Annotated in this window: 17 protein-coding genes; 7 read left to right on the top strand and 10 right to left on the bottom strand. The window is 67.5% G+C overall.

What is annotated here, in order from left to right:
- Nucleotides 1-38: 38 nt before the first annotated feature.
- Genes I1A62_RS10180 through I1A62_RS10160 form a run of 5 tightly spaced genes read right to left on the bottom strand, consistent with a single transcriptional unit; the run spans nucleotide 39 to nucleotide 5,269 of the window.
- Nucleotides 39-872 (bottom strand): carbohydrate ABC transporter permease, encoded by an 834-nt coding sequence (locus tag I1A62_RS10180; RefSeq protein ID WP_219458638.1) that lies wholly within the window; start codon nucleotides 870-872, stop codon nucleotides 39-41.
- On the bottom strand, nucleotides 862-1,821 hold the full coding sequence (locus I1A62_RS10175) for a carbohydrate ABC transporter permease (protein WP_219458637.1): 960 nt from the start codon (nucleotides 1,819-1,821) through the stop codon (nucleotides 862-864). The genes I1A62_RS10180 and I1A62_RS10175 overlap by 11 nt, the downstream gene beginning before the upstream one ends.
- A gap of 10 nt (nucleotides 1,822-1,831) precedes the next feature.
- Nucleotides 1,832-2,713, bottom strand: coding sequence for a metallophosphoesterase (locus I1A62_RS10170; RefSeq protein ID WP_124393999.1), 882 nt, complete (start codon nucleotides 2,711-2,713; stop codon nucleotides 1,832-1,834).
- Nucleotides 2,710-4,086 carry an ABC transporter substrate-binding protein gene (locus tag I1A62_RS10165; RefSeq protein WP_219458636.1) on the bottom strand — a complete coding sequence of 459 codons (1,377 nt, stop codon included), beginning with the start codon at nucleotides 4,084-4,086 and terminating at the stop codon, nucleotides 2,710-2,712. Before I1A62_RS10165 ends, I1A62_RS10170 begins: the two co-directional genes overlap by 4 nt.
- A 49-nt stretch (nucleotides 4,087-4,135) precedes the next feature.
- Nucleotides 4,136-5,269: an ABC transporter ATP-binding protein gene (locus I1A62_RS10160; RefSeq protein ID WP_219458635.1), complete on the bottom strand. Its 1,134-nt coding sequence runs from the start codon at nucleotides 5,267-5,269 to the stop codon at nucleotides 4,136-4,138.
- A 255-nt stretch (nucleotides 5,270-5,524) separates the two neighbouring features.
- Here I1A62_RS10160 and I1A62_RS10155 point away from each other — a divergent pair, with 255 nt between their 5' ends.
- On the top strand, nucleotides 5,525-6,946 hold the full coding sequence (locus tag I1A62_RS10155; RefSeq protein WP_124394002.1) for an MFS transporter: 1,422 nt from the start codon (nucleotides 5,525-5,527) through the stop codon (nucleotides 6,944-6,946).
- On the opposite strand, the gene I1A62_RS10150 is transcribed toward I1A62_RS10155, so the two are convergent.
- From I1A62_RS10150 to I1A62_RS10140, 3 genes are read right to left on the bottom strand one after another with little or no spacing between them, the layout of a single operon-like run.
- Entirely contained in the window at nucleotides 6,901-7,794 is an 894-nt protein-coding gene (locus I1A62_RS10150; RefSeq protein ID WP_219458634.1) for an alpha/beta fold hydrolase, read from the bottom strand. The two genes, I1A62_RS10155 and I1A62_RS10150, sit on opposite strands and share 46 nt — an antisense overlap.
- Entirely contained in the window at nucleotides 7,794-8,342 is a 549-nt protein-coding gene (locus I1A62_RS10145; RefSeq protein ID WP_124394004.1) for a YiiD C-terminal domain-containing protein, read from the bottom strand. Before I1A62_RS10145 ends, I1A62_RS10150 begins: the two co-directional genes overlap by 1 nt.
- 39 nt (nucleotides 8,343-8,381) lie before the next feature.
- Complete coding sequence (locus tag I1A62_RS10140; protein ID WP_124394005.1) at nucleotides 8,382-9,539, bottom strand: acyl-CoA dehydrogenase family protein; 1,158 nt, start codon at nucleotides 9,537-9,539, stop codon at nucleotides 8,382-8,384.
- A gap of 218 nt (nucleotides 9,540-9,757) precedes the next feature.
- On the opposite strand from I1A62_RS10140, the gene I1A62_RS10135 reads away from it, so the two are divergent.
- From I1A62_RS10135 to I1A62_RS10110, 6 genes are all read left to right on the top strand, one after another.
- Nucleotides 9,758-10,714 carry a PDR/VanB family oxidoreductase gene (locus I1A62_RS10135; protein WP_219458633.1) on the top strand — a complete coding sequence of 319 codons (957 nt, stop codon included), beginning with the start codon at nucleotides 9,758-9,760 and terminating at the stop codon, nucleotides 10,712-10,714.
- Between the two features lie 324 nt (nucleotides 10,715-11,038).
- Nucleotides 11,039-11,290, top strand: a complete 252-nt coding sequence (locus I1A62_RS10130) for a hypothetical protein (protein WP_219458632.1) — start codon at nucleotides 11,039-11,041, stop codon at nucleotides 11,288-11,290.
- A gap of 195 nt (nucleotides 11,291-11,485) precedes the next feature.
- Nucleotides 11,486-11,863 carry a three-helix bundle dimerization domain-containing protein gene (locus tag I1A62_RS10125; protein WP_219458631.1) on the top strand — a complete coding sequence of 126 codons (378 nt, stop codon included), beginning with the start codon at nucleotides 11,486-11,488 and terminating at the stop codon, nucleotides 11,861-11,863.
- Between the two features lie 146 nt (nucleotides 11,864-12,009).
- Entirely contained in the window at nucleotides 12,010-12,657 is a 648-nt protein-coding gene (gene phoU, locus I1A62_RS10120) for a phosphate signaling complex protein PhoU (RefSeq protein WP_124394009.1), read from the top strand.
- Between the two features lie 500 nt (nucleotides 12,658-13,157).
- Nucleotides 13,158-14,486, top strand: a complete 1,329-nt coding sequence (locus I1A62_RS10115; protein WP_219458630.1) for a hypothetical protein — start codon at nucleotides 13,158-13,160, stop codon at nucleotides 14,484-14,486.
- Nucleotides 14,487-14,508: 22 nt separating this feature from the next.
- Nucleotides 14,509-15,540 carry a glutamate ABC transporter substrate-binding protein gene (locus I1A62_RS10110; protein ID WP_219458629.1) on the top strand — a complete coding sequence of 344 codons (1,032 nt, stop codon included), beginning with the start codon at nucleotides 14,509-14,511 and terminating at the stop codon, nucleotides 15,538-15,540.
- A 48-nt stretch (nucleotides 15,541-15,588) separates the two neighbouring features.
- Here the strand turns inward: I1A62_RS10110 and I1A62_RS10105 are convergent, their stop codons facing one another.
- Nucleotides 15,589-15,891 carry a universal stress protein gene (locus I1A62_RS10105; protein WP_257890775.1) on the bottom strand — a complete coding sequence of 101 codons (303 nt, stop codon included), beginning with the start codon at nucleotides 15,889-15,891 and terminating at the stop codon, nucleotides 15,589-15,591.
- A 41-nt stretch (nucleotides 15,892-15,932) separates the two neighbouring features.
- A complete protein-coding gene (locus I1A62_RS10100; RefSeq protein WP_219458627.1) occupies nucleotides 15,933-16,490 on the bottom strand; it encodes a universal stress protein in 558 nt (185 codons plus the stop codon).
- Nucleotides 16,491-16,497: the final 7 nt, after the last annotated feature.

Here is a 16,497-nt window from a genome sequence, read left to right as displayed (position 1 = left end):
GCGAATCGGTGCGCGCCGGCTCCGCCGTGTTCCGACGACTATTTCAGTCCGGAACGGACGAACGCGTTGACGATGTGCCGCTGCAGCACGACGTAGAGCGCGAAGACGGGAAGGCATGCCAGACCGGCGACGGCCATCATCGGCCCCCAGTCGTTGCCCTCGGTCCCCATGAAACTCCGCAGCCCCAACTGCACGACCGAGTTGCTGCGTTGCAGGACCACCGCGGGCCAGAAGTATTCGTTCCAGGCATTGATGAACAACAGAATCGACAGCGCCGCCAATGCGGGACGCAGATTCGGCACCACGACGGTCCAGAGGATCGACCATGAGGAACGGCCGTCCATCTTCGCCGCCGCGACCAGTTCTTTCGGGAAGCTGGCCATGTGCTGGCGGAGCATCAGGACACCCAGCGCGGAACACAGCGTCGGCACGATCACCCCGGCAAGGTTGTTGATCAGTCCCAGCTGGTACAGCAGTACATAGTTGGGGAGCATCGTGACCTGGAAGGGCACCAGCCAGGTGCCGACGAACGCGAGGTAGAGCAGGCGTTGGAAGCGGAACGAATACATCGCGAACGCGTACGAGGCGAGCAGGGCCACGAGAAGCTGACCAGCTGCCGAGACAGCGGAGACGGCGAACGTGTTGGCGAGCAGTCGGATCACGTCGACCTTCTCGGTCGCATCCACATAGTTGCCCAGTGACGGCGGCCACGGAACGGGGGAGAGGGAGCCGACGTCGTCGGGCCGTCGCAGAGACGTGGCGAGCAGCCAGTAGATGGGAAATGCGCACACGAGGGCGATGGTGATGAGGACTGCATGTCCCCGCGCCCGCCGCCATAACGGTTCGGGTACGACTGCCTCGCTAGTCGTCATGGAACGAGATCCTTTCCGAGATCCACACGAGCACACCGGCAACGAGACCGAATCCGATGAACAGCATGATGCCCGCGGCGGCACTGAGTCCCGCGTCGAAGCTGTGGAACCCGTAGTCCCACAACAGGTAGTAGATGTTGGTCGTCGCCTGCGACGGTCCGCCCTGGGTGAGGGTGTCGATGAGCGGGAAGGTCCACTGCGCGCTCAGCAGCACGGTCATGAGTCCGAGGAACACCAGTGTTGGCGACAACAGTGGCAGGGTGATCCACCAGTCGATCTGCCGCCGCGTCGCCCCGTCGACCTGCGCCGCCTCGGCGTAATGATCGCTCACCCCGGCCATTCCGGCCGAGACCACGAGCACCGCGAAACCCATGAAATGCCACCCGGTGATCAGCACGATCACCCACTGGGCGGTGCCCGGTTCGTGGATCCAGTTGGTGTCCGAACTCAGCACCCGGTTCACCACCCCCGCGCCGGGGTCCAGCAGCCACTGCCACACCGCCGCACTGGCCACCGGGGCAACCAGAAAAGGCGCGAAGATCAAGCTCTGGTAGGTCGCCCGGGAGCGCCCGCGGATGCCGCGGGTCGCGAACGCGACCACCACCGGCATCACCAGGGTGAACGGCAGCAGACCGACGATGAGAACCACGGTCCGCCAGACCGAATCCCCGACCGCCGGCAACTCCAGCAACCGCTGATAGTTGTCGGCACCCACGTGCACCATCGGCGTAGTCGGCAGCAGATTCCACGAATACGTGGACAGCTGGGCGGCCTGGAGCAGAGGCCGGTAGGTCCACACGATCAGTAGCGCGACCGCAGGCGTGAGATACAGGTACGGGGCGGCCGCCCGCACCACCCTCCGAAGAGGGTGGACACGGATGGCCGGGACCACCGCAGGCGACTGCGCGGCTCGTGCCGCGTCGGCGAGATCAGGTACGGCAATAAACACGATCGCCTCCTCAGCCAGCCTCGAGCGCGAGCGCGCGCAACCGGTCGAGCATGTCCTGCTCGGGGATGTCGTAGACCACCTCGGCCGGGGTCGCCTCCACCGCGGTGGCGACCACGGCGTCGCCGAGGACATCGATCCGGGTGAATCCGTAGCCGGCATGGCCGCGGTGCCGGCCGGCCGGGGCGAACGGGTCGACCCGGTACGACAACGCCGGACCCACCCACACCGGAATCCCCGCAACCGCACCGGTACCGGTCAGGTGCGCGTGTCCGCACAGGATCATCCGGACATCGGAGCCGGCCACGACCGACGCCAGCCGGTCCGGCTCCTGCAACCGCAGGTAGTTCACCGTCGTGACCGGCGATGGAATCGGTGGATGGTGCAGGACCAGGAGCGTGCCGCGCGCGCTCGGCCGGGACAGGGTGCCTCTGAGCCAGTTCAGTTGGCTATCGGTCAGCCAGCCCTCGTGCCGGCCCGGGGTGGTGCTGTCGAGCACCACGATCCGCAGCCCGTGTACCTCGTGGACGGCGTCGTAGGGTGCGGTCAGACCACCACTGTCCTTCGTGCTTCGTCCGCACAGTTCGGTGCCGAACGCGGTCCGCTCGTCGTGATTGCCCATCGCGTAGACGATGCGGGCGCCGAGGGCCGCCGCCGCCGGCTCGACGACCGCACGCAACCGCCGATAGGCCTCCGGCGCTCCGTTGTCGGTGAGATCGCCGGACAGGACCAGCGCGTCGACCCGCCGACCGGATCCGACGATCCGGTCGAGCGTGCGCCGCAGCGAGTCCAGAGTGTCCACGGCATCGTGGACGAGTTTCCCGCCGGCGGTGATGTGGGTGTCGGTCAGTTGCACGATCGTCAACTGGTCGGACGGGCCCGTGGGGGTGCTCATTCGGCGGGCAGAAGCGTGCTCGCCTGCTTCTGGGCGGCCTCGAGGGTGGACTTCGGGTCGGCGTCCTGATACACGCTCGCCTCGACGGCATCCATCATGCCGTCGCGGATCTGCAGATAGTTGTTGCCGGGCATGGAAATCCACGGCTCCATCGACTTCAGCTGCGCGAGGTTGGGGGCGAGAAGCGGATTCTTCTGCGCCCAGTCCTGTAGCCCGGCCGGGTCGTCGACGAGCCCGGTCCGCAGCGGGAGGTAGCCGATGCCCTGCGCGATCTTCGTGTAGGCCTGCTCGCTCGTGAGGTACTTGATCAGCTCCCACGACGCCCGCTGCTTCGCGGGGTCCGAGGCGAACGTGAACAGGGAGGCACCGGAGTTGGTCGGTACCGTGGTCTTGGCGGCAAAGGCGGGCATCGTGGTCGCGCGCAGATCCCACTTGTCCTTGGCGCCCTTGATGAACGTGCCCTGGATCGCGCTGGTTTCGAGGATCATGCCGAGGTCCCCGCGGGCGAACGCCTCATAACCCTGCTGTTGGCTCAACTTCGGGGTGGCACCGGAGCGCACCAGATCCTGGGCCATCGCGGTGACCTGCACCGCCGGGTCGTCGGCAAAGGTCAGCGTGGACCGGTCGTCGGAGATCACCTGCCCGCCGTTCGAGCGGACCAGGCTCTGGAAGCACCAATCCTTGGCGGTCTTGGTCAAACAATCCAGGTACACCCCGCCCTTGCCGGTCTTCGCGGCGATGGCCGCCGCGGCATCGGCAACCTGATCCCACGTGGTCGGCGGCTGCGCGGGGTCGAGCCCGGCCTGCTCGAACAGGGTGGCGTTGTAGTAGAACACCGGGGTGGAGAAGACGAACGGAACACCGTAGGTGGTGCCCTCCCAGTCACCGAGGGTGCGGGCCGTTGGCGCGTACGGGTATTTCGCGCCGTCGAAGTTCTTCTGCACGGACTCCGTGCCCACCAGGTCGTCGAGCGGTTTCGCACCCAGTTGATGAATCGTGAAGTCGAGGTCACTGAACCCGAGCTGCGCAACATCGGGTGGGGTTCCCGCGACCGTCTGGCTCTGGATGCTCGAGATCGTGTCGGTGGCCGGGTTCGGGCTGTTGCCCTGAGGCTTTTGCGCGGTGACCTTGATGTTGGGGTGCAACTTGGTGAAGTCGGCGATCAGCGCGTTGAAGGTGTCGGTCCACGCTCCCGCCATTCCGTAGTTGTAGCTTTCGAACACGATCGACACCTGCTGGTCCGGTCCCAGTTCCGGGACCGGACCGGAACCGCTGGCCGAGGACTCCGTGGTGGTGGTGCCCAGGCCGCCGCAGGCGGTCAGGGCCGCGGCGCTGGTCACGAGCGCGACCAGCGCGGGCAAGGTCTTCTTCACTGTTTTCTCCTGTGACGTGTGAAAGGCGAAGCGGGATCGGGTGGCCGGTTCAGGCCACTGAAAGGGCGGAGGCGCCGGGGACCGATGCCTCGTGCTCGTGTGGTGGTCGCCAGAGAAGGCGGCGTCCCGTGCCGGATTCGAACAGGTGGAGGTCGCGGGACTCGACACCCAGCCCGACGGCATCGCCGGCCCGCACCGGCACGGGCCGAGGGGCCCGCACCGCGAGGCTGGTGACGCCCACGCTGATGTGCACGATTTCCTCACCGCCGAGGTTCTCGATGGCGGTGACGACACCGCGCAGGCGGGCCTCTGGGGCGTTCAGACGCAGCCGTTCCGGCCGAATCCCGACCGTCACCGTCCGTGACCCCGAAGCCGCGCCGGCAGGCAGTCCGAGCGGTGCATCCAGGCCGTCGGCCACCACATGCAGCTCGCCGGCGCGGTCGACGATCGCCGCGTCGAACAGATTCATCGGTGGGGCACCCAGGAACGCGGCAACGAACGTCGACCGCGGTGCGTCGTACAACTCGGACGGGGTTCCGACCTGCTCGACCCGGCCCCCGTTGAGGAGTGCGATCCTCGTGGCCATGGTCATTGCCTCGACCTGGTCGTGGGTGACGTACAGGAACGTGGTGCCCAATCTGCGGTGCAGCCCGGTCAGCTCGGTCCTGGTGGCACTGCGCAGCGCCGCATCGAGATTCGACAGTGGCTCGTCCATCAGAAACGCGCCCGGCTCGCGCACCATCGCCCGGGCGAGCGCGACTCGCTGACGCTGCCCGCCGGACAGGGCGCCCGGCCGCCGGTCGAGGTGCTCGTCCAGGCCGAGGGTCGCCGCCACGTCGGTGACCGTCTCGCGGATCTGCTGCCGCGAGCGGCCTCGGGCGCGCAGCGGGAAGCCGATGTTCTTCGCGACGGTCAGGTGGGGATACAAGGCGTAACTCTGGAACACCATCGCCACGTTCCGCTGCTGCGGCGGCGTCGCGGTGATATCGCGGTCGTCGAGCAGGATTCGCCCTGCCGACGGCGACTCGAGTCCGGCGATCATCCGCAGTAGCGTCGACTTGCCGCACCCGCTGGGCCCGAGCAGGACCAGAAACTCACCGTCCGTGATGTCCAGATTCACCTCCCGCACGACCTGGGTCGTGCCGAACTGTTTCGACACCCCATCGAGTCTTATCCGTGCCACCCACGTCTCCTCACATTCGTTGTCGTTCCGGCGGAACGACAACAGTTGCCAGTGACTGCCCGGTGAACGCCGCGCGGCCGGCTCATGTTGACCCGCACCCGCGGTAACGGCGGCCTGCACCAATAGGAGAACATCACCGGTGCGATCGACAGTTGCGATCACCCGGCTTCCGGAGGCGATAGGCGATGTCTATCGCACAGACCGAAAAACAGTGCATGCGAGCGTGTTTGACGGCACCGAACTTAGCCTGATTCGGTGACTTCGCATCCAGACACCGGTCCCCGCTCGACGCTGCTGCTCCTCGGGATCTGCGCGATGACGTTCGTCGTCTACCTCGATACCAGCATCACCCCGGTCGCGCTGCCGGACATCGTCGGCGACGTGGGCGGCGGCGGCACCGCCGCCCCGTGGATCCTCGACGCTTATACCCTCGCCTTCGCGTGCCTGCTCCTGGCCGGCGGGGTGCTCGGCGACCGGCTCGGTGCGCGGCGGGTCATGCTCGCCGGTGCCCTCGTGTTCACCATCGCCTCGATCGTCTGCGCCGTCGCACCGAGTATCGCTGTGTTGGTCGCTGCCCGCGCACTCCAGGGAGTCGCCGCCGCAGCTCTCGTCCCGCTCTCGGTCGCGGCACTGAGCACGCACATTCGGCACCCGCGCGCCCGAGCCCGCGCCATCGGCCTGTGGGGTGGCACCGCCGGCGTCGCGCTCGCGGTCGGACCGCTGCTCGGGGGAGTGCTGGTCACGGCGACGAGCTGGCGCGCCCTGTTCTGGATCAACATCCCGATCTGTCTCGTCGGATTCTGGTGCCTGCGGGCATCTCTCCGGCGGGACCGCGTGGCATCCGGCCAGCGGATGGACCTCCCGGGGCAGCTGCTGTTCATCGCCGCCGGCTGCGGGGCGACCCTCGCGCTGATCGAGGGCCCGCACCGCGGCTGGAGCTCGCCCTTCATCCTCGGCTGCGTCGGCGCCGCGGTGATCGCGATCGCCGCGTTCACCCTCTGGGAGAACCGGACCGCGACACCGCTGCTGCCTCGGGGGTTGCTGCGCATTCCCGAGGTCGCCGTGGCCTGCTCGGTCAACTTCCTTGGACTGTTCGGGCTGTACGGGGTGCTGTTCGTGCTGACGCTGTACTTCCAGCGCGATCTCGGACTCTCCCCACTGCACACCGGTCTGCGGTTCCTGCCGCTTTTCGGGATGCTCGGGATCGCCTCCCTCACCGCGGCGAGCGTTGCCCGCCGACTCGGCACCCGGCCGACCATGCTGACCGGTCTCGCCCTCATCGGCACCGGTCTCGTCGGGCTCGTCACCATCGAGTTATCGGCGCCGCCCGCCGTGTACCTCGGTGCCCTCGGTCTTCTCGGCGCGGGGATCCCGCTCTCCGGTGGTGTAGTGGCCATCGCGGCCATGGCGAACGCCGTACCGGAGACCACCATGGGCGCCGCATCGGGTGCGATGAACACCTTCCGCCAGTTCGGTGCCGTCTTCGGTGTCGCGGTGGCCGCTTTGCTCTCCCCACCGTCCCCGACCACCGCGGTGACCCACCTGTCGGCCACCTTCCTCGTCGCGGCCACGGGCGCAGCGCTCGGCGCGGTCCTCACCGCCGTCACGCTGCGCCCGAAACCGACCGCAGCTCAGGCGAAAGCGGAACCGGAGTCGATCCACTCCGCCACTCGCTGAGCCACCACCGGAGAATCCTTCAACCATTCGAAATGATCACGGTGCACCACCGGAGAGTCGCCCTCGACATGCCACTGCGTCACCGTCGCCGCCGGCATGCGGGAGACCAGGAAGTCGACATTGGACTTGGGCCCGAGCCGGTCGTGCTCGAGGGAGACCGCCAGCACCGGCATCGTCATCTCCGCCAGTAACGTGTCGTAGTCGACGGAGGCACCCTTGGGGCGGTAGCGGCTGGTCAGCGAGTGCTTCGACCAGTCGATCATCACCCCACCCGCCATCGCACCGGGAATCAGCACGCCGCCCGGCCAGTACCCCTTCACCCGTGAAACCAGACCGATCCACTGGATACTGGTCAAGGCCTCCACCCAGCGGCGGGGACCGAACGCCCGCCAGAACACCGTCCCCGTGCCGATGACCGTGACACTGGTCGCCGCGGTCGGCCGGGCGGCCGCGAACAGCAACGCCAATTGCCCACCGAGGCTGTGCCCGAACAGATGCAAGGGCGCGTGCGGAAACCGCTGCCGCAGCGCCGCGACGATCGCGGGCAGGTCGACCTCTAGCATCTCGCGGTACCCGAAGTCCCTACCCTCGCGCAGCGCCGGACGACTCTCGCCCTGCGCACGCAGATCAGTCAACGCCACCGACAGTCCCTGCGCGTGGAAGGCCTTGCCGAGCGCCAGATAGTGCTTGGCCTTCATCGCCATCGCCGGCAGGATCAGCACCAGCGGCGCGTCCGGGCGGGCCGACGGGAGGACCCGTACCCGGAACGTCACCCCGTCGGGGGTACTCACCGCCACCGACTCGAGGGTGGAGTACTCCGAGGGTGGCCGCGTCGGAGAGGTCGTCATCATGCGTCCTTGTCGTTCGCTCGGGCGGGGAACACGGTGTCCACGATGTAGTCGAACGTGAATTTCGCGACCACGACGTCGGCATCATCGAGCAACATCGCTTTGCCGGACAGTTCGAACCGCTCATCACGGTCGGCGGCCAAAATTGTGCGCAGCTCGCGTTCGTCGACCGTCGCGACCGCGCGGATCCGACCCAGCGCCGGCTTGCGGTACGAGGCGCCCGCGCCGCGCAACACCAGCCGCGCGATGGTATCGAGGCGTGCGGCGGCCGCGCCCACGAACGCGGCGGCACCGGCGATGTCGGCGGCGGTGAACAGTGCCCCCGCATGCACGGTGCCCATGTGGTTGGTCACGTCCGGGGTCGCGGGAATCTCCACGACCGCCCGGTCCGGTCCGAGCTCGGTGATGGTGGTGCCGGCCGTGGTGCCGAACGGCACCATGCCGTCCGACACCGCACGCAGGTGCTCGTAGTCGAGGGCGGCGGGGTCCAGGGTGCCGTACACGGCGGCGAAGCCGGTACGGGCCCGATCATCGGTGTGAGTGGTCACGGGAAACTCCTCAAGTCGTAGTGGGGGAGGGTGTTGTGGTCAGCGGACCGTGCGCAAGACCCGGCGGGCGATCGACCAGCGCAGCACCTCGGACGGTCCCTCGTAGATGCGGAAGGCGCGGGCCTCGACCAGGAAACGGGCGACGAGGTGGTCCTCGCACACGCCGAGCCCGCCGTGCAGCTGCACCGCGCGGTCGAGGATCCGCCAGACCGCCTCGGACACGAATGTCTTCGCGATCGATGCGTGGTGGCGCGCCGCCGACGACGCTGGGCCCTGTTCGTCGATCGACTCCGCCGCGGTGCGAATAAGACCCCGGGACGCGGCGATGTCGATCTCGCTGTCGGCGACCAACCCCTGGGCCATCCCGTGCTCGGCGATCGGCACCCCGAACGCCGACCGGCCGGTGATGTGCCGCGCCGCCATCTCGTGGGCGCGGACCGCAAGGCCGAGCCAGTTCATGCAGAACACCAACCGGGACGGTGCCAGGCGCACCTGTGCGTACTCCATGCCCAGGCCGGCCTCGCCGAGCACGGCGTCCCCGGTGATCTCACAGTCGACGAAGTCGACCTCACAGTGCCCGCCCGGAACGCTGTGGTCCAGGGTGGGCATCCGGCGCCCGACCCGTAGTCCGGGATTGTTCTGGTCGACCAGAAACATGGTCGGCCCATCCGCGGTCGCGGCGACACAGATGGTGAAACCGGCACCGTCGGCGCCGGTCGTGAAGTGCTTCTTCCCGTTGATCACCCATCCGGAGCCGGTCCGTTCGGCGACGGTACTCAGCAGCGACGGATCCGACCCGGCACCGGGGGCGGGTTCGGTCATCGCGATCGACGACCGGATCTCCCCCGACGCGAGCGGCGCCAGATACCGTTCCTTCTGCTCGGGGGTGCCGGCGTGCGCGAGCAAGTGAATGTTGCCGTCGTCGGGAGCCGACCCGTTCACCGACAGCGGCCCCAGCAGACTGGCGCCCGCCGCCTCCAGGACACGCGCCTGCGCCCTGGTGTCGAGACCGAGCCCGCCGTAACGCACGTCCGACAGCGGGCCGAAAACTCCCGCATCCTTGGCCTTCTTCTGCAGGTCCAGGCGCAGCGCGTCGTCGACGACGCGCCCGTGGACGACGACTTCGTACTCCACCGGAATGACGGTGTCGCGAATGAAATCCGCGGTTCTTGCGACCAGCGGTTCGAGTGCAGTCATGAATCGGTGTCACTTCCCTGTGGTTGCGGATAGTCCAGTCCTCGACGGTCAGTCTCACGCGGCGCGCGTGCACGGCAGAGCCGTGATAGGGAACGCCGATCGCCCGAGTCGATTGCTTCTCATCGCGGGCGGGCCGTCCACCACTGGGCGAGTCTGGACGAGACAGCGGAACCGAACCGTCCGCGCCCGGCGGATCCGTCTCTCCAGGAGGAGTTCACATGCTTTCGGCCGACGGCACCTTTCCGGTCATAGTCGTTGCACGGCAGCACGAAACCCCGGACGTCGTCTCCCTCGAACTCGCGTTACCCGGCGGCGGCGAACTGCCTCGCTGGACACCGGGCGCGCACATCGACATCGAGGTCGGCGACGCCGGAGTCCGTCAGTATTCGCTGTGCGGCGACCCCCAGGACCGGTTCCGGTGGCGAGTCGGTGTACTCCTCGAACGCGACGGGCGGGGAGGATCCCGATACCTGCATCGGCAGGTTGCTCCGGGAAGTACCCTGACGGTGTCACTGCCACGCAACAACTTTGCCCTCGACGAGGGCAGGACCTACATCTTCGTGGCCGGCGGAATCGGCATCACCCCGATCCTGCCGATGATCGCCGCAGCCGAGGACGAGGGTGCGAGCTGGTCCCTGCATTACGGCGGTCGAACCCGCCAGTCCATGGCCTACCGCGACGAGGTCTCGGTGCACGGCTCCCGGGTGAGCGTGCTGCCCCAGGACGAGTGCGGCCTGCTCCCGCTCGGGGACATCCTCGCGGGCGGCGACCCGAGTGCCCAGATCTACTGCTGCGGGCCAGAGCCCCTACTCGCCGCGGTGGAGTCCGCCCTCGGGCCGGCCGAGTCGCGACGGCTCCACCTCGAGCGGTTTCGGCCGCGCACGGTCGGCGAGGACTCCGGCCCCGACCGTGACTTCACCGTCAAGATCGCGAGTACCGGCGCCACCATCCGAGTCGGAGAGGATCAATCGATCGTCGACGCCCTCGAAGACGCCGGGATCACGGTCGAGACGTCGTGCCGGGAGGGCACCTGCGCAAGCTGTGAGACCTCGGTGATCGAGGGCGAGGTCTGTCATCGAGACTCGGTGCTGTCCGCCGGCGAACGCGAGCAGAGTGCGTCGATCATGCTCTGTGTTTCGCGGGCCCGGTCGGATCTGCTGGTGCTCGACCTGTAGTACGGCTGGTCAGTCGCAGTCGGACATGTCCTCACACCCGGCCGCGCGATGACCGTCGCCACGGCCGACATTTACGCCGGCGAAACACACTGCGCCACCGTGCTGGTAACGATGCGCAACATCGAACTCTGACCGTGATACTCGGCGGGATTACCGTCGCGAGGGTCGAAACCCACCCCCTGAGCGCCTCGGAAGACGCGATGAAGGGGTCATTCATCAGAGCTACATCACGAAGCCAGCTCGTCGTTCCCGCCATGTCGACTGGCGCGAACATCGTTTCGTACCAGAACGATCAGCGACCAACCCGGGATGGAGTGAGGATCAATGGATGCGGATATCCTGATCGAGTTGACCGCGCTTTCCGTCATTCGACCCACTCCTGGCGCGAGCGCCGAGGCCATGGCCGCATGGTACGAAGCGCAAGCACGCCAGTATGAGTACAACGCGCTGCGAGCAGGACCGGATGCAGCGTTGGACAGCGCCCGCGCCGCACGGGCGCACCAGCGGTCGCTGCAGTTGCTCCGTGCCGCGACCCGCGTGAGCGCCGCCGAAGAGTTTCCGTCACGAGCGTCGTGACATCACACCGTCCACCCGTTTCCGTGATGTCGCCGGCGAGGGAGGGGCGGGAGGACTGGATTGCTGGTCCTCGAGGAGCCGCACGGTGCGAGGTACAGCTCGGTGTTGCCCATTTGTTCCACGGGGAGATGAGACCGCGCTGACGATGTACCGCTGGTCATTGACCCCGCCTGCAACCCGGCGGAGGATTTTGTCATGACGAACGATGAAGAGCTCCTGCACATCGATCAAGTCATCGACCGCCTCGGTATGCGGTTCCCGGAACTCCCTCGGGAGAGCATCGAACAGGTTGTGCACTCGGCGCACGAGCATTTCGCGAACGGCAAGGTGCGGGACTTCGTTCCGCTTCTGGTCGAGCGGCTCGCCCGCGAGAAACTTCAGAGGATGGCGCCCATCGCGCCCGCCGCGCCCCCCGCTGCGCCCGTGGCGGAGCCGAAGACCGGTGCCGAGGTGATCGCTGTCGGCCGGTGGCGGTGGTCGGGCTGGCTGCGGGGTTGGTACCCGGACGTCCGAATGCCGATGATCGTCGTGGTGGCTCCGCGGGCGGCGTTTCCTAGCCCGGATCGGGCCTGAGCGGCGAGGGAATCAGGTCGCTGCCCTCCGCCGGGGTACGGGCGAGAATAAATTGTTTCCGCCGGGAAGGGGCGGGTATCCCCACGCCGAACCCGCGTCGGGTGTCTCGGATCGCGGAGTAGTCGATCGTTGGAAGAAATTGGGCAATGCGGGAACAATTCGACGAACAGCTCGAGGAGATCAGAGACGACCTGGTCGAGCTGTGTGCCCTGACCGAGGTGGCCATCGATTGCGGCACGCGCGCCGTACTCGATACCGACCGCGCCGCGGCCGACCGGGCCGCCGAGGTGTGTGCGGACATCGATACCCGGGGCCGCGAGCTCGATTATCGCGCGCTCACCCTGATTGCCCGTCAGCAACCGGTGGCTCAGGACCTGCGGGCGTTGATCAGCGGCATACACAACATTGCGGACCTACGGCGGATGGGCAGCCTGGCGGCGCACATTGCCGAGGTGGCGCGGCTCCATTACCCCGAACCGGTCGTTCCCCACGAGCTGCGGGCCATCATCTCGGACATGGGCGCCGCGGCGACGGCGCAGGCCGCGGCGGCGCAAGAAGTCTTGCGTTTCCGCGACCAGGTGGCCGCGCTGGAACTCATCTGGGCGGACGATCGAACCGACGAGCTGCTGCGCCGGCTGTTCGCAGCCACCAAGAGCGACGAGTGGCTGTACGGTGCCGCGTCCGCGGTGAACATCACGCTGCTCGGTCGGTTCTATGAACGGTTCTGCGATCACACCGTCGAGATAAGTCGCCGCGTCATCTTCGTGATCACCGGAGAACTTCCCGACGAGTGACCCATCCGGTATTGCGCCCTCGCCCCCGCACGCGCAACGGGTGGTGCCCGCTGCGGGTGTCTTGATCCGCCTCATGCCAAGATGGGGCGCAGGTGGCACTCCCGAGTTCGAGGAGGTGGGTGCCGTCACGGTGTACGCGAAATGACTACCCGATGAATGTTCGATGACATTTGCGCGCACCAGGAAGGACGAATCGAACACCACAAGAGCGATGGGCAACAGCGTATTTCGACCCGCAGGGCGGGCCGGCTCTGCGAAGAAGTGAGATACCGCGCCATTGCCGCTGGTCGGGCGGTGGTGGACCTCGGGACTGGGAGTAGCCGTGTCTCTGTGGTCGTGGTCGAAGCGAACCGAAGAATCGTGTTCGGTGGGTCGAGCGGCTGCCTCGCCGTCGTCGTGGTCGGGTGAGAATGGGACATCCGAATTCGGTCCGGCGCCACGGTTCGGGTGGCGTGTCGCCGAATCAGGCTTGGTAGCAGTGTGTGTGGGGAGGAGGTCTGGTGTTCCTACGCGGAGATACCGTGGTCGACGACCCGCACGCGCTGGACGAGTCTCTACTCATCGAGCCTCGACGACTTCAATCATCCTGGCGAGGGTTTCTCATGTCGACCCCCGGGCGACTGTCGGTGCTCGCTGTGGTCCTGGTAGTAGCCACCCTCGCTGCGGGGACGGTGACTTCGGCGATCAACGCCGCGCGTCAACAGGAAATCGAGACCTTGCGGACCTACTCGGAACCTCTCGCCGACGCGGCGCAGAACCTCTACAGTGCGCTGTCGATCGCGGATGCCACCGCCGCGGCGTCCTTCATCTTCGGCGGGGTCGAACCGGCGGTGGTACGCGAACGCTACAACCAGGCCGTCGGTGATGCCTCCAACGCGTTGGTGACCGCCTCGAACGGCGTCGATCCGGCGGACGCGGAAGCCCTCGGACTGCTGTCGGAGGTGTCGAGACGCTTCGCTGAGTACACCAGTCTCGTCTCCACCGCCCGCGCGAACGATCGCTGGGGAAACCCGATCGGAATCACGTATCTCCGTAGCGCTTCGTCGATGATGCAGGGCACCATCCTTCCGCTGGCGCACCGCCTGTGCGCCGAGCAGTGGAAGGCGGTGGCCGCGACACAGGCGCGCACAACCCGACTGCCGGTGGCGACGTTCGCCGTGACGGCCACCGCTCTCGTCGGGTTGGTGCTCGCGCACGTGTACCTGACCCGTAAGAGCCGACGACTGTTCAACCCCGGACTGATCGTGGCCATGCTCCTCATGGTGACCCTTCTGGTGTGGTCGACGACGGCGTTCGGGATGTCCACCTCGGCGGGGGAGCGCGCGAGGGTTGATGGGGCGCAGCCTCTCAGCGCGATCGCTGCCGCCCGGATCCTGGCGCAACAGGCCCGGGCGGATGAGATGCTCGGGGTGTTGCAGCGCGGTTCGGACCCACAATCCGAGGTCGACTTCTCGCGGCATTCCACGGTCCTGGCAGGGATACTCGACCACCACCGGAACTCAGCCGGCGGGGTCGCCGACGCCGCCGTTGCGTTCGAGGGCTGGCGGAGTACCCACGAGTTGCTCCAGCAGACACTCGTGAACGGGGACTATCCGGCGGCCGCGGCCATGGCGGTCGATACCGGGGCGCTCGCGCCGACCGCCAAGTCTTCCGCACTCGACGAGGCATTGCAGTCCGCGATCAAGCAATTGACGGGCGAGGAACGCGAGGCCACGACCGAGGCGTATCGCTCGACCTCGCTTCTCACTGTGGCTGCCGTCGTGCTCGGCGTCCTCGCCGGGTTTTCCGTCGGCGGGGGTATCTGGCCAAGACTGAACGAGTACCACTGATGCCGCCGGTGAGGTGAAGCCGATGCTGACCGGTCCCCGCACCGAGCATGACCACGGGCGTAGAGCATCCCGCGTTCGTGCCCTCGTCGGCATGTTCGCGACCGTCGGCGCCGTCCTCGCCGGCTGTGCGACCCCCGACCGCGTCACTCCTGCCGTGACGGGGGACTACACGCAACTGTCCCTGCCGGACGGGACGCAGATCATCCCACCGTCGGGCACCGCCCCCGCGGCGCCGGCGGCACCGTCCACGTGCGGGGCGTTGGCGAGCCTGCGTCCGGGGCCATCCGTCCCGGCGGGCCCCGCGTCACCGGGGAGGCTGGTCGCCGACATCCTCGCGAGGGACCGGCTGATCGTCGGCGTCGACCAGAGCACCAATCTGTTCAGCTTCCGCGACCCGAGTACAGACACGCTCGAGGGATTCGACGTGGACGTGGCGCGGGAGGTCGCGCGCGATCTCCTCGGCGACCCGGCGAAGGTCGAGTTCCGACTCCTCACCCCCGCCGGCCGTTTTGACGCACTCGAGAAGAATCAGGTCGATATCGTCGCGCAAACCCTCACGATCACGTGCCAGCGCGCCGAGCGGGTGGCGTTTTCCACCGTCTACCTCGAGGCGCACCACCGTGTGCTGGTAGCCGGCGGGTCGGAGATCTCCGGGCCCGCGGACCTGGCCGGTAAACGGGTGTGCGCCGCCGCCGACACCCCGTCACTCACCACGATTCAGCGGATCCAGCCACAGGCCACGATCGTCGCGGTTCCCGACTGGGACGACTGCCTGATGGTTCTGCAGCAACGTCAGGCCGACGCCGTCAGCACGGACGACGCCATCCTCGCGGGTCTGGCCGCTCAGGACCCGACCCTCCAGATCGTCGGTCCGCCACTGGAAACCGAGCCCTACGGCATCGGTATCAACAAGACGAACACCGCCCTCGTGCGGGTGGTGAACGGCACCCTCGCACGGATACGCGCGGACGGAACGTGGACGCGTTTCTACGACCGGTGGTTGACCGTCCTCGGCCCGGTCACCGGCCCACCCGCACCGACCTACCGAGAGTGAGGTAAAGCCCGCCGCTCATGGGGAAGGCGGAACTCCACGCACCACTGCTCAGGCATTCGAGTGGTGCGGTGCGCGGTGGATCATGATCGGGCACGGGCTGTGGCGGAGGAGGTGCTGGCTCACCGACCCGAGGATTGCGCCGGCGAGACGACCGTGGCCGTGACTGCCGACGACAACCAGTTGCGCGTCCATGGCCTGATCGAGGATCAACCGGGCCGGAGTTGTCGGCTCGACCACCTCCGTCACCGCGACGCCCGGGTACCGCTCCCTCATCTCGACGAGGTGTGCGGCCAGCACATCAAGTTCGGACTTCTGAAGAGCGTCCCGGTCGACGAGAAGGGGGATGGTCACGTTCCCCGCCGCCTGTCGAGGCGACCACGCATGGGCGGCGATCACGGTGCACCGAACAGGTGCGCGAAATCGAAGGCGGACAAGACTGCGGCTGCGCTGGAATCACCGTCGCCGATGCCGACGACGACCGGCCGCCGATCCGGAAGCATCTCGGACTGTCGGCGGCACAGCGTGATCGGGCAGCGGGCATGCCTGGCCAGTGCGATGGCGGTCGATCCCGCCGCGAGGGCCCCCACACCCGAGGGGGTGCCGGCACCGAGCACGATCATCCCCGAGGTTGCACCCGCTGCCGCCAACGCCGGAGCGGTCGGACCGGGCACCAGCTCGGTGTGCACGTCGACCCCCGGGAACCCGAGCCGGGCTTCGGTGGACGCATCATCGAGAAACCGTTGACCGGCCGCGCGGTGCTGGGCGATGGCCTGCCCCTGCCCCATGACCGCGGCGTCGGTCATCAAGTAGAGGGCCTCCGGAAGGACATGCACGCGCCGCAGCGGTGCCTCGGTGCGGGAGGCGAACGCCGCTGCCCATACTGCAGCCCTGCGAGCGGCCGATGATCCATCGACACCGACCAGCACCGCTCGACCCGCAGATGCATTCATCTCGATT

Source organism: Rhodococcus sp. USK10, assembly GCF_019378875.1.
In the GTDB taxonomy this organism is placed as follows: domain Bacteria; phylum Actinomycetota; class Actinomycetes; order Mycobacteriales; family Mycobacteriaceae; genus Rhodococcus_F; species Rhodococcus_F pseudokoreensis.
Note: the sequence above shows the minus strand (reverse complement) of the source record. Positions and strands in the feature narration are given on the sequence as shown.

What these genes read in the sequence shown, in the direction of transcription:
- I1A62_RS10110 (WP_219458629.1), top strand. Translation starts at nt 14,509, where the DNA reads ATGCTGACCGGTCCCCGCACCGAGCATGACCACGGGCGTAGAGCATCC.
- I1A62_RS10180 (WP_219458638.1), bottom strand. Translation starts at nt 872, where the DNA reads ATGACGACTAGCGAGGCAGTCGTACCCGAACCGTTATGGCGGCGGGCG.
- I1A62_RS10125 (WP_219458631.1), top strand. Translation starts at nt 11,486, where the DNA reads ATGACGAACGATGAAGAGCTCCTGCACATCGATCAAGTCATCGACCGC.
- I1A62_RS10170 (WP_124393999.1), bottom strand. Translation starts at nt 2,713, where the DNA reads ATGAGCACCCCCACGGGCCCGTCCGACCAGTTGACGATCGTGCAACTG.
- I1A62_RS10130 (WP_219458632.1), top strand. Translation starts at nt 11,039, where the DNA reads ATGGATGCGGATATCCTGATCGAGTTGACCGCGCTTTCCGTCATTCGA.
- I1A62_RS10135 (WP_219458633.1), top strand. Translation starts at nt 9,758, where the DNA reads ATGCTTTCGGCCGACGGCACCTTTCCGGTCATAGTCGTTGCACGGCAG.
- I1A62_RS10100 (WP_219458627.1), bottom strand. Translation starts at nt 16,490, where the DNA reads ATGAATGCATCTGCGGGTCGAGCGGTGCTGGTCGGTGTCGATGGATCA.
- I1A62_RS10140 (WP_124394005.1), bottom strand. Translation starts at nt 9,539, where the DNA reads ATGACTGCACTCGAACCGCTGGTCGCAAGAACCGCGGATTTCATTCGC.
- phoU (WP_124394009.1), top strand. Translation starts at nt 12,010, where the DNA reads ATGCGGGAACAATTCGACGAACAGCTCGAGGAGATCAGAGACGACCTG.
- I1A62_RS10150 (WP_219458634.1), bottom strand. Translation starts at nt 7,794, where the DNA reads ATGACGACCTCTCCGACGCGGCCACCCTCGGAGTACTCCACCCTCGAG.